The sequence below is a fragment of the Cellulosimicrobium funkei genome, from assembly GCF_001019615.1.
In the GTDB taxonomy this organism is placed as follows: Bacteria; Actinomycetota; Actinomycetes; order Actinomycetales; family Cellulomonadaceae; genus Cellulosimicrobium; species Cellulosimicrobium cellulans_E.
In genome coordinates, this window is record NZ_JNBQ01000016.1 from 1 (window position 1) to 12,503 (window position 12,503).

General features: G+C 74.6%; 9 protein-coding genes. 4 read left to right on the plus strand and 5 right to left on the minus strand.

All coding sequences use genetic code 11. The annotated features are described in order from the left end of the window. The coding region (locus FB00_RS23110; RefSeq protein ID WP_156186393.1) for an HAD-IIIA family hydrolase at positions 1 to 1,607 on the minus strand (1,607 nt) is incomplete at its 3' end. Then, positions 1,604 to 3,280 carry a carbamoyltransferase gene (locus FB00_RS12485; RefSeq protein ID WP_047233257.1) on the minus strand — a complete coding sequence of 559 codons (1,677 nt, stop codon included), beginning with the start codon at positions 3,278 to 3,280 and terminating at the stop codon, positions 1,604 to 1,606. The genes FB00_RS23110 and FB00_RS12485, both read right to left, overlap by 4 nt. A gap of 186 nt (positions 3,281 to 3,466) precedes the next feature. On the opposite strand from FB00_RS12485, the gene FB00_RS12490 reads away from it, so the two are divergent. The 3 genes from FB00_RS12490 (at position 3,467) to FB00_RS12500 (ending at position 9,727) form a co-directional block, all read left to right on the plus strand. Beyond that, positions 3,467 to 4,906, plus strand: a complete 1,440-nt coding sequence (locus FB00_RS12490) for an aldehyde dehydrogenase family protein (RefSeq protein ID WP_082141263.1) — start codon at positions 3,467 to 3,469, stop codon at positions 4,904 to 4,906. Further along, positions 4,903 to 5,700 (plus strand): MBL fold metallo-hydrolase, encoded by a 798-nt coding sequence (locus FB00_RS12495; protein WP_047233258.1) that lies wholly within the window; start codon positions 4,903 to 4,905, stop codon positions 5,698 to 5,700. The genes FB00_RS12490 and FB00_RS12495 overlap by 4 nt, the downstream gene beginning before the upstream one ends. Before the next feature lie 259 nt (positions 5,701 to 5,959). Then, positions 5,960 to 9,727 carry a PQQ-dependent sugar dehydrogenase gene (locus FB00_RS12500; protein ID WP_231581829.1) on the plus strand — a complete coding sequence of 1,256 codons (3,768 nt, stop codon included), beginning with the start codon at positions 5,960 to 5,962 and terminating at the stop codon, positions 9,725 to 9,727. 145 nt (positions 9,728 to 9,872) lie between these two features. Here the strand turns inward: FB00_RS12500 and FB00_RS12505 are convergent, their stop codons facing one another. The 3 genes from FB00_RS12505 to FB00_RS22360 are packed head-to-tail and all read right to left on the minus strand — an operon-like array spanning position 9,873 to position 11,942. Then, positions 9,873 to 10,496, minus strand: coding sequence for a DUF3618 domain-containing protein (locus tag FB00_RS12505; protein ID WP_047233259.1), 624 nt, complete (start codon positions 10,494 to 10,496; stop codon positions 9,873 to 9,875). Next, complete coding sequence (locus FB00_RS12510) at positions 10,493 to 11,005, minus strand: phage holin family protein (protein WP_082141277.1); 513 nt, start codon at positions 11,003 to 11,005, stop codon at positions 10,493 to 10,495. The genes FB00_RS12505 and FB00_RS12510 overlap by 4 nt, the downstream gene beginning before the upstream one ends. Beyond that, positions 10,989 to 11,942, minus strand: coding sequence for a hypothetical protein (locus FB00_RS22360; RefSeq protein ID WP_052877637.1), 954 nt, complete (start codon positions 11,940 to 11,942; stop codon positions 10,989 to 10,991). The genes FB00_RS12510 and FB00_RS22360 overlap by 17 nt, the downstream gene beginning before the upstream one ends. Before the next feature lie 271 nt (positions 11,943 to 12,213). Between FB00_RS22360 and FB00_RS12520 the strand changes: the two genes are divergently transcribed. Next, on the plus strand, positions 12,214 to 12,471 hold the full coding sequence (locus FB00_RS12520) for a hypothetical protein (protein WP_047233301.1): 258 nt from the start codon (positions 12,214 to 12,216) through the stop codon (positions 12,469 to 12,471). Positions 12,472 to 12,503: the final 32 nt, after the last annotated feature.

The following is a 12,503-nucleotide window of genomic DNA, read 5'->3' on the forward strand; positions in this document are numbered from 1 at the left end:
TCCGGGTCGGCGTCGGTGTCGGTGGCGGCGCCGGGAAGGCGGTCGTCGAGCGCGCGAACGGCGTCGGCGAGGTCGGTCGCGACGCGGGGCGCGGCGGCGACCTCCTCGGGGCGCGTCACGGGCGTCGGCACGAGGACCGGCGTCGCGCCCGCGGCGAGCGCCGCACCGACGTCGGCGCCGATGTCGCCGACGACCGCGCACCGCCACGGCTCGACGCCGAGCGCGTCCGCCGCCGCGAGCACCAGGCCCGGGCCGGGCTTGCGGCACGCGCACGCGTCCTCCGGTGCGTGCGGGCACACCTGCCACGTCTCGAACGGGCCGAGCAGCTCCTCGACGCGCGCGTCCACCGCGTCGACCTGCGCGCGCGTGAGGAGCCCGCGTCCGATCCCGGACTGGTTGGACACCACGCCGAGCCGGATCCCGCGGGCGCGCAGGTCGTCCAGCACGGCGCGTGCGTCGTCGACGGGGCGCACCGCCGCGGGGTCGCCGTTGTACGGCACGTCGTGCACGAGCGTGCCGTCGCGGTCGAGCAGCACGGCCGCGAGCGGCGGGGGCCACGGGTCGAGCCCGCGGCGGGCGGCGAGCGTGCCCGCGACGCGGTGCCCCACGGCGGCGAACGGGATGGCGGCGCTCGTCCAGGTCATGCGGCGCAGCTCGGGACCGAACGCGTCGTCGCCCGGTCGCGGTCCGGGCGCGAGCCGGCGGCCGAGGAACTGCGCCGTGAGACCGGCCCAGGCGAGGGCGCCGAGCGCCGCGACGCGCGGGCGCCGTGCGAGCAGCCCGCCGAGGCCGAGGCCCGCGGCGGCGACGGTCGCGACGTGCCACGCGAGGCGGCCGCGGCCCGTCTCGGCGCGCTCGCGCCACCGCGGCCCGTGCAGGGCGCGGAAGGTGGCGTCGTCGCGCGTGCCGGCCTGGACGCGCAGGCTCACCGCGTCGTCGGCGGGCCGCACGGGATGGGTCGTCGTGCGCGCGCCGTGCACGAGCGCCCACCCTGCGTCGCGCACGCGCAGCGCCAGGTCGGCGTCCTCGCGGTACGCGCGCGGGAAGCGCTCGTCGAACCCGCCGACCTCCTCGAGCGCGGCGCGGCGGTACGCCATGTCGGCGGTCGCCCACGCCGCGCGCTCCAGGCCCGCGGTCCCGCGCTCCCAGTCCGTCGGCCGCCGTTCGGCGGGCAGCGGCACGTGGAGCCTTCCCTGCACCCCGCCGGTGCGCGGCGCCGCGGTCGCGAGGTCGCGCTCCAGGAGCTCGCCCCAGCCCGCCGGGAGCTCGACGTCGTCGTCGAGGAACACGACCCACGGCGCGGCGGTCGAGCGCCACCCCGCGTTGCGGGCCGCGGCCGGTCCGCGGCCGCCCGTGCGCACGACGCGCGCGCCGAGCGCTCGCCCGGCGGCGCCGAGATCGAGCGGCGCCGGGACCTCGCCCGCGGCCCCGGCGCGCGGCAGGCGGCGGTCGTCGGCCACGACCACCTCGGCGGGCCCGGTGGCGCCGGCCTCGTCGCGCCGGGCGACGAGCGTCTCCAGGAGCCGGTCGAGCGACGGGCGACCGATCGAGGGCACGACGACGGCGTACGGCACCGGGGGCGTGGGGCGGGCAGCGGGCGTGCTCATGCCGTCACCTCCGCGGGCGCGGCGAACACGTCCGGCCGGCGCACGAGGTGCGGGCCCAGCACGAGCGCGTCGACGGGTGCGGAGCCGAAGAGCTCGAGCGCGTCGCGGGGGTCGTCGACCATGGGGCGGCCCGCGGTGTTGAGGCTCGTGTTGACCACGACGGGAAGGCCGGTGAGCTCCTTGAACGCGCGGATCGTCGCCTGGAGGCGCGGCGTCGAGTCGTCGACGGTCTGGATGCGCGCGGTGCCGTCCACGTGCACGACAGCCGCGATGCGCTCGCGCCACGCGGGCGCGACGTCGTGCACGAAGAGCATGTAGGGGCTGGGGACCGGCCCGCCGGAGAAGATCTCCGGCGCGTCCTCCAGCAGCACCATGGGGGCGACCGGGCGGAACTGCTCGCGCCCCTTGACGTCGTTGAGCCGCTCGAGGTTCTCCACCGGGCCGGGGTGCGCGAGCAGCGAGCGGTGCCCGAGCGCGCGCGGGCCGAGCTCCGCGCGGCCATCGAACCACGCGACGATCCCGTCGTCCGCGAGGATCCGCCCGACCTCGGTCGGCAGGTCGTCCGGCGTCGTGAACGGCACCTTCGCGGTGCGCAGCCAGCGCGCGATCGCCTCGTCGCCCCAGGAGCGGCCGAGCGCTGGGGAGCCCATCGGCTCCACGGTGTCGCCGGCCTCGGCCGCGAGCTGGAGAGCCGCCCCGAGGGCCGTCCCCGCGTCGCCCGCGGCGGGCTGGACCCAGACCTCCTCGAACGGCGACTCGCGCCAGACGCGCGAGTTCGCGACGCAGTTCAGCGCCGTCCCGCCCGCCATGGTCAGCACGCGGTCGCCCGTCTGCCCGTGGAGCCACGTCGCGAGGTCGACGAGCACCTCCTCGAGCCGCGCCTGCACCGAGGCCGCCAGGTCGGCGTGCTCGGCGCGGCCGCCGTGCTCGGTGCCCCACGTGCCGTCGTCGGTGCGCGGGGGAGCCCAGCGCTCCCAGCCGGGCACCTCCGCGACGAACCCGCCGTCCCCGGTCGCGTACAGGACCTCGCGCAGGTCGTCGAGGAAGCGGGGCTCGCCGTAGGAGGCGAGCGCCATGACCTTGTACTCGTCGCTCGACCGGAGGAACCCGAGGTGCTCGGTGAGCGACTCGTAGACGAGCCCGAGGGAGTGAGGGAGCTCCTGGCTCGCGAGCACCTCCAGGTCGCCGTGGTCGTAGCGGCCCGCGAGGTGGGACGAGCGCTCCCCGCGACCGTCGAGCGACAGGACGCTCGCGACCGGGAACGGCGAGGCGAGCGCGGCCGACGCGGCGTGCGCGACCTCGTGCGGCACGAACCGGACGGTCGACGGCGACAGGCCCGGCAGCGCGGTGGCGAGGAACTGGGGCGCGCGCTCCGCGTACTGCACGCGCAGCCAGTCCCACGGGTCCGGCAGTCCCATCTCCTCGGCGGGCTTGGCGAGCGCCGGGTCGAACGAGTAGGCGACGGCGTCGAGGTCCTGGGGGCGCAGCCCGCCCTCCTCGAGGCACCAGGCCATCGCCTTCTCCGGCAGCTCCCACGCCGCGAACGGCAGCGGGCGCTTGCCGTGCTTGCGCCGCGAGAAGCGTTCCTCCTCCGCGGCGGCGACGACGCGCCCGTCGACGACGAGGGCGGCGGACGGGTCGTGGAACAGGGCGTTGACACCGAGGACGCGCATGGGGCTGCGAGCCTCCCTGGATCGGGTCAGGCTCGTGGTGCGCCTCGAGAACGTGGGGCACCGCCTGACGCGTGCGGGTCGGCTCTGCTGCAACCCCGACTTCACCCTCACCCGGAGAAGCGCTTCTCGCACGCCCACGGCGCACCTATGGGTAGTTCTCTTCGTGTCACTCGCCGGGAGGCCCGCATGACCACGTCCATCGCCTCGACCACCCCTCGCCCGGACCTGTCCGCGGCCGCCGCGGCAGACCGCCGCCTCGAGCGGACCGACCCCGCGACCGGGCGCCCCGCCGCCCCGGTCCGGTGCGCGACGGCCGACGAGGTCGACGCCGCCGTCCGCGCCGCCGCGGCCGCCTGGCCCGCGTGGCGCGCGACCGCGCCGGCCGACCGCGCGGCCGCCCTGCGCGCCGCGGCGCGGTCCGTGCGCGACGCCGCCGGCGAGCTCGGCGCGCTGCTGCGGGCGACGACGGGGCGGCTCGAGACCGAGGCGCGCGCCTCGGCGGAGGTCGCGGCGGACCTGCTCGACGAGGCCGCGGTCGCGGGGCTCGGGCGCGCCGGACGCGTCCTCGCCGGGGACCCGGCGGCGCTGGACGTCGTGCGCCGCGAGCCGCGCGGCGTCGTCGCGGTGATCACGCCGTGGAACGACCCGTACCCCGCCGCCGCCGGGCTGCTCGCCGCGGCGCTCGTCACCGGCAACGCGGTCGTGCACAAGCCGTCCGAGCGCAGCGACGCGCCCGGGGTCCGCCTGGCCGAGCTCGTGGCGGCGGCCCTCCCTGCCGACGTGCTGCGCCTCGTGAGCGGGGACGGCGGGACGGGCGAGGCGCTCGTCGCCCACGACGGCGTCGCGCTCGTCGCCCACGTCGGGTCGACGGCCGCGGGGCGCCGGATCGCGGCCGTCGCCGGGGCGCGCGGCGCGAAGGTGCTGCTCGAGAACGGCGGCAAGGACCCGCTCGTCGTCGACGCGGGCGTGGACCCCGTCGTCGCCGCGCGCCAGATCGCGACGGGCGCGTTCACGAACGGCGGGCAGCTCTGCACCGCGGTCGAGCGCGCCTACGTCGTCGAGGAGGTCGCGGACGCGGTCGTCGCCGAGCTCGCGCGCCTCGCGGACGCGGTCGTGGTGGGCGACCCCGGCGACGACGCCACGACGATGGGGCCGCTCGTCGACGACGAACAGCTCGCCGTCGTGGAGGAGCACGTGCGGGGGGCGCTCGCGGCGGGCGCGGAGCTCGTCACCGGCGCGCGACGGCTCGACCGGCCGGGGTCGTACTACGCGCCGACCGTGCTCGACCGGTGCCCGGACGACGTCGACCTGCTCACCGCCGAGACGTTCGGGCCCGTCGCGCCGGTCGTGCGCGTGGCGGACTTCGACGAGGCCCTGCGCCGCGCGTCCGCGTCGGCCTACGGGCTCGCGGCGACCGTGCTCACGCCGTCGCTCGCCCACGCGCTGCGCGCGGCGGACGTGCTCGACGTCGGCACGGTCAAGGTCAACGCGGTGTTCGGCGGCGCGCCGGGGGGCTCGGCGGACCCGCGCCGCGGCAGCGGCGGGGGAGCGGGGTACGGGCCGGACCTGCTCGACGAGCTCACGGTGCGCAAGTCGGTCCACCTCGAAGGGCTGGGCGCGCCGTGAGCGACGCCGCGAGCGCGACGCTCACGTTCGGCGGCACGGCGACGGCGCTCCTGCGGTTCGGGCGCTTCACCGTGCTCACCGACCCGAACTTCCTGCACCGCGGCCAGTGGGCGTACCTCGGCAAAGGGCTCGCTTCGCGGCGGCGCACCGAGCCGGCGTTCGGGCCGACCGGGCTGCCGCCGCTCGACGCGGTCGTCCTGTCGCACCTGCACGGCGACCACTTCGACCGCGTCGCGCGGCGCGGCCTGACCCGCCAGGTCCCGCTCCTCACCACGCCGTCCGCTGCGCGGCGCCTCGCGCGTCACCACTTCGCGACGGTGGGCATGCCGACCGGCGCGGTCGAGACCTTCCGGTCGGGCAAGGAGTCCCTCGACGTGGAGTCGGTCCCGGCGATCCACGCGCGGGGCGCCCTCCGCGCGCTCCTGCCGGAGGTCATGGGCACCGTCTACACGCACCGTGTCGACGGACGGCGGCAGACCCAGGTCTACGTCACGGGCGACACGCTCACCGGGGGCCACGTCGACGTCGTCGCGCGCGCGTTCCCGCACCTGGACTCGGTCGTCGCGCACCTCGGGGGGACGCGCATCCTCGGCCGGACCGTGACGATGGACGACGTCCAGGGGGCCGACCTGGTGCGGCGCGTCGGGGTGCCGCTCGTGGTGCCGGTCCACCACGACGACTACGGGGTCTTCCGCAGCCCCCTGCGCGACTTCCTCGCGCGCTCGCCCGAGCTCCCGGGGGTCGAGCTGCGCCCCGTCGCGCGAGGCGCGACCGTCAGCCTCCGCATCGACTGACCGACTTCCAAGGATTCGCCGACGCAAGAAATGTCGATGAGTATCGACTTTTGACTTGGCACGGACGAAAGTCACCCGTAGGGTCGGTCCCAGTGCGACGGCGGGGCATCGCACCCTCCGTCGCACCGGGCCTCCTGAGGCCCTGCCCATCCGAGCCGACCGATCAGCGGTGATCGTCGTGCCGCGGCATCAAGGATCGATGCGCAGCACTGCTGGACCGGGGATCACCGTCTACTCGTTACGCGTCAAGGAGGACGTTGTGCACAGACGACCAACCACGAGCCGTCGCAGGCTCGCCCGAGGTGTCGCCGCGGTCCTGTCCGCGGCAGTGCTGGTACCGCTGTCGATCAGCGGAGCCGGCGCGCACCCCGGGCACGAGGAAGCGACACCGGCCGCAGACGAGGCGACCGACTGGGACAGCTACGAGAAGGTGCTGCTCAGCAAGAACACCGGCGAGCCGATCGACCTCGCCGTCCTGCCCGACTCCCGGGTCCTGCACACCGCGCGCGACGGCGTCGTGCGCCTCACCGACTCCGCCACGGGGCTGACCACCCAGATCGCGGACCTCGACGTCTACTCCAACTCGGAGGACGGGCTCCAGGGCATCTCGCTCGACCCGAACTTCGAGGAGAACCACTTCCTGTACCTGGTCTACGCGCCCCGCGTGATGGAGGGCACGTCGCCCTCCGGCGTGGAGTACCCGGAGACGACCCCGTCGGGGAGCGCGCCGAACTCGCTGCCGGCCGGCGAGGACGAGAGCTACTGGGACCGGTGGCTCGGGTACAACCAGCTGTCGCGGTTCACGTGGGACCCCGCGACCGACGCCATCGACCTCTCCACCGAGCGCGCGATCCTCAAGGTCGACGCGCAGCGCGGGCAGTGCTGCCACGTCGGCGCGGACATGGCCTGGGACGACGAGGGGAACCTGTTCCTCTCCACGGGTGACAACACTCCCGCCAGCACGCCGGGCGCGAACGGCTACGCGCCGAACAACAACGCCCCTGGCATGAACCCCGGCTTCGACGACCGTCGCGGGGCCGGCAGCACCAACGACCTGCGCGGCAAGATCCTGCGGATCAACCCGATCGAGGACCTCGCGGCCGGCACCGAGGTGGGTCCGGGGACCACGTACACCATCCCCGAGGGCAACCTCTTCGACGACCCGCAGTACGACGACGTCCGGGACCTCGTGCGCGACGAGACCTACGTCATGGGCCTGCGCAACCCGTTCCGGATCGACTACGACGTCGAGTCCGGCGCGCTCGTATGGGGCGACTACGGCCCCGACGCGGCCGCCGCGGACCCGAACCGCGGCCCGATGGGCTACGTCGAGTGGCAGCTCACGACCGAGCCGATGAACGGCGGCTGGCCCTACTGCCACGGTCCCAACGCGAACTACAACGAGTGGGACTACGCCACGTCGACGCCGGGCGAGTTCTTCGACTGCGAGGCGGGCGCCGTCAACAACTCGACGTGGAACACCGGCCTGGACGTCCTGCCGCCGGCCACCGCGCCGCAGGTCTACTACGGCGACAAGGCCGGCGACCAGCCCGAGCTGCTCGACCCGCTGGCGGAGTGGGGCGGCACCGGTCAGGCCCCGATGGGCGGCCCGATCTACCGCTTCGACGAGAACCTCGACTCGGACGTCAAGTTCCCCGAGTACTGGGACGGGCACCCGCTCATGGCGGAGTTCTCGCAGGACTACGTCGCGGCGTTCACGCTGGACGAGCTGACGTCGGACGGCGAGGTCACCGCGGTCGAGGACTTCCTGCCGAACGCCCACCTGGAGTCGGTCAACCAGCCGATCTGGGACAACGTCATGGACATGGAGTTCGGTCCGGACGGCGCCCTGTACGTGCTGGAGTACGGTGACGGCTTCTTCCGCCAGAACCCGGACGCCGGCCTGTACAAGGTCGTCTACGGGTCGTCGAACACCCACCCGCGGGCCTTCATCTCGGCCGACCCGGTCTCGGGCAGCACCGCCCCGCTCGAGGTGACCTTCGACGCGTCGGCCTCCACCGACGCCGAGACCCCGGCCGCCGAGCTCGTCTACGACTGGGACTTCGACTCCGACGGCGTCTACGACGCCCAGGGCGTGAGCGTCACGCACACGTTCACCGAGCTCGGCCAGTTCAACGTGCAGCTGCGCGTCACCGACGCGGGCGGCAACTTCGGCCTGGCGATCCAGCAGATCACGGTCGGCAACACCGCCCCCGTCATCACCCTGGACCAGCCGGACGGCGCCATCTTCAACTGGGGCGACGCCGTCCCGTACACCGTCTCGGTCGAGGACGCCGAGGACGGCGACCAGCCGACGTGCCGCAACATCCAGTACACGTTCGGTCTCGGCCACAACACGCACGCGCACCCCGAGGTGAGCGGGCGGGCCGCGGACACCGAGGCCGGCTGCGGCTTCACGATCCAGACCAGCGAGAACGCCGTCGAGCACGGCGAGGGCGAGAAGATCTACGGCACCCTCGTCGTGACCTACACGGACCAGGCGCAGGGCAGCGTCCCGGCCATCCGTGGCGAGGCGACGCACATCCTCAAGCCCGAGGAGCAGCAGGCGGAGTGGTACGACGCCGCCGAGGGCATCGAGGTCGTGCCGGGCACGGACGCCGACGCCGGGTACTACGTGTCGTCCCTCGACGCGGGCGACTCGTTCTCCTACTCGCCGATCAGCCTCGTCCACGCCCCGAGCGGCGAGCCCATCACCGAGGTCACCGTGCGCGGACGCGGCGAGGGCACCGTCTCCCTGGGGTGGGAGGGCGCCGACGGCGAGAGCACGCAGGCGCTCGCCGACCTCGAGTTCTCGGGCGACGCCTGGCAGGAGGTCACGCAGACGCTGACGGACGTGCCGGGGGGCTCCGGCTCGGTCGTCGTCACCAGCACCGGTGGGGTCGACGTCGACAACCTGCTCTTCGCCGTCGGCGACGGGACGGGCGAGCCGGTCACCGTGCCGGTGGACCAGGTCTCGATCCAGATGTTCTCGCTCATCCCGTGGGTGAACGAGGTCGGCCTGGAGGCCGTCCTGGAGCGCCTCAGCGAGATCGGGCTCAAGAACATCGAGCCGTTCGGCGGCAACTTCGCGGGCTACACGGCCGAGGAGTTCCGGGCGCTCGCCGACTCGTACGGCCTCAGCGTGAAGTCGTCGCACTACGACGTGAACGAGGCGACGTTCGACGCGACGCTGGACTACGTCACGACGCTGGGCCAGGAGTACGTGGGCTCGGGTGGCTTCCCCTCGCCGGGGATCGGCACCTACGAGAACACGCTCGCCACGGCCGAGGCCATGAACCGGCTCGGTCAGCGCACCGTCGACGCGGGGCTCGAGAAGTTCTTCGGGCACAACCACGACGGCGAGTTCCGCACGACGTACGAGCACGAGGGCGAGACGCTCTCGGCCTGGGAGATCCTGGTCCGCGAGACCGACCCGGACCTCGTCACGTTCCAGCTGGACGTGGCGTGGGCGGCGCACGCGGGCGTCGACGTCCCGGCCCTCATCGAGGAGTACGGCGACCGGATCGAGCTCCTGCACGTCAAGGACGCGACCGGTCTGAACGCGGGCGGACGCCCGACGTTCACCAACCTCGGCGAGGGTGAGGTCCCGCTCCAGGAGATCCTCACCGCCGCGCAGGAGGCGGGCGTCGCGTACTACGTCATGGAGTGGGACATGGCTCCGGACGGCGAGGACTTCGCGGCCACGGGCTTCGAGTACCTCACCGGCCTCCCGGCCGGCGAGCCCGCACCCGACGTCACGGTGACCGCGCAGGCGCGCTGCCTCGCGGGCAACGCGTACGTGGCGGTCCGCGTCCTCAACGAGGACGAGGTCCCGCTGACGGTCACGCTCGAGACGCCGTACGGCAGCAAGACCTTCGAGAACGTGGCACCGGGCAAGAACGCGTACCAGTCGTTCAACGCGCGGGCCGACGAGGTCGCGGCCGGCACGGCGACGGTCTCGGTGACCGACGCCGAGGGGCGGACGGGCACGGTCACGTCCGAGTACGACGCCGTGTCGTGCGGCTGACGCCACCGACGCAGGTCTGACGCACGGCTGAGGCCGGGTGAGGCGGACGTCCGACGCCGCCTCACCCGGCTTCTGGCCGGCTCCGCACGGACGACGGCCCGGGAGACGAGATCTCGTCTCCCGGGCCGTCGCGGTGCGTCGGGCCTCAGCCCTCCTTGACCTGGTCGCGGACGTCGGCCGCGGCCTCCTTGCCGTGCTGACCCACGGACTGCGCCGCGTCCTTCGCGGCGTCGCGGACGGCCTCCGCGCCCTCCTTCGCGGGCTCCTTGAGGTCCTGCACGACCTCCTGCGCCGTCGACTTCACGTCCTCGACGAGCGGTGCGGCCTTCTCCTTGACCCCGACGGCGGCACGCTGCTCGGTGCGGGTCGAGGGGAGGAGCGAGGCGACGACGAGGCCGACGCCGAACGCGACGAGGCCCACCGCGAGCGGGTTGCCCTGCGTCTGCTCGCGGACCGCGCGCGGCGCGGAGCCGACGGTCTCGGCGACCGACGACGCGGTGCTGCGCGCCGAGTCGGCGACCGACGACGCCGCCTCGCGGCCGCGCTCGGCGACGCCGTGCGACGAGTCGCGCGCCGAGTCCACCGTGTCGTGCGCGGTGCCCATGACCCGGTCCTTGACGCTCGTCACGCCGGTCCGCACGCGGTCCACCTGGCGCCGCGCGACGTTGCCGGGCTTGACCTTCTCCCCGAGCGCGTCGACGTCCCGGCTCAGCTCGGTGCGCGTGCGCTCGATGTCGGCGCGGATCTCCTCGGGATCGGTGCTGCTCATGAGTTCATCTCCTCGTGTCCTCGGACGGCGTTCGGGATCTTCTTGAGGGTGTCCGTCGTCTCGGGCATGCCCTCGACGGTGCGCAGCTCCTTGCGTCCGCGCGCCACGAGGACCGCGGCGACGATCGCCCAGATCGCGGCGACGACGAGCGCAGACCACCCGCGGCCCATGACGGCGCCGAGCGCCCACCACAGCGCGACGGAGAGGAACAGCAGGACCATGTGTCCCGCGACCCCGGCGCCGGCGAGCATCCCGGCGCCCTTCCCGGCGCGCTGCGCCGACTGCTTCGCCTCCGCCTTGGCGAGCTCGACCTCCTGCCGCATGAGGGTGGACAGGTCGCGGCTCACCTCGGCGACGAGCTCGCCGAGGCTCGGCTGCTCGCCGGTCCCCGTCGGGCCGGCCGTTCCCGCGGCGGTCGTCGGGGCGGGCGGGGCGCCCGGGTCGGGCCCGCTGCCCGCCGTGTGCCGGGCGGTGTGCGCCGCGGCGAACGGGTCAGGGGTGTACGACATCAGGGCCACCTCCCGGTCGGGCGGCGCCCGCGCCGGGCGTCGTCGGCGGGAACGTCGGCGGCGTCGGGTCCCCCTCCGCCGAGGTCGCGACGTCCGGGTCCTGGGCGAGCCGGTCGTTCGCGAGGCCCGGGTACGCCCCGGCGGTCCCGATGTCGGGCTCGCCGCGCGTCCCCGTCGTCCCGCCCGTGCCGATCCCGCCCGTGCCGGTCGTGCCTGTGCCGCTCGTGCCCGTCGAACCGCCCAGGCCCGTGGTTCCCGTGGTCCCGGTGAGGCCCGTGGTGCCGGTCGTCCCGGTGAGCCCCGCGCTGCCGGTCGACGTCCCGACCGGGGCGGCGTGCGCGCCGCGTGTCCCCGTCGTGCCGACGCCGGTGGTGTCGTCCGCGCGGTCCTCGCCGGTGTCCGGCGCGTCCTTCATGCCGCGCACGAGCCGCCCGACCAGCAGTCCCGCGCCGGCGGCGAGGAGGAGGAACGTGCCCGGACGACGCCGGGCGAAGCTCTCGACCTCGTGCAGCACGGACGAGGGCTCGCGGTCCTCGAACCACTGCGCCACCTGCCCGGTGGCGTCCCCAGCACGCCGGACCAGGTCGGTCGCGTAGCCGGGGTCCTCGGTGCCGTCCGCCATCTGGCGGAGCTCGTCACCGAGGGACCGGAGCCCGCCCGCGAGGCGCTCCTGCTGCGTGCGCGCCTGGTCGGTGAGCTCCGTGCGGGTCTGGTCGACCAGACCGCGTGCGCGGTCCTTCGCCTCGTGCGCGACGTCGCGCGCCTTCTCCTTCGCGTCCTGCGCGACGTCGCGACCCGCGTCGCCCACGTGGGACGCGGCCTCGCTCGCGCGCTCCTTCACCCCGGTCGCGGCGCTGCCGCTGTCCCTGGTTCCCTGCGACGTCCCGACACCCGGCGAACCGGGCCCCGAGCCGTACGGCACGTTCGTCTCGCTCATGGTCGGACTCCCGTCGTCGTCGCCGCGCTGGTGCGGCGTGACTGGCGACGGAGCGCAGGCCGTGCCGGGCTCTCGCTCCGCCGGTACGGCCACTTCCTGGACCACTTCTCACGGTAGGTCGTGGTCGCGCGCACACAACCGGAGAGCACCCCGGCCCGCGGTTGCGAGCGACGACAGCCTTGCGACGGTGGGAGTGGTCGAGCAGCCGGCCGCCACCGTGCCGGGCGCCGCCCGGCAGCACGGCGCCCCCGGGCGCAGGAGGTTTGCGATCATGGCCACAGGAGAGACCGGGTTCGACGACGTCACGTTCGACCTCATCTCGGTGCAGTACCACTCGCTCAAGGCCGGGCACGACTACGGCCAGTACGTGCGGGACGCACGCAACGCGGGCAAGGAGGAGATCGCCACCTTCTTCGAGAAGGTCATGGCGGAGGACTCCGAGCGGGCCCAGCAGTGCCACCGTTTCCTCGCCGAGCTCACGCAGCACGGGACGTCCGCCACGTCGCCGCAGGGCTCCCAGCAGGGCTGACGCCGCGCGGCGCCGCTCGCGAGCAGCGTCTC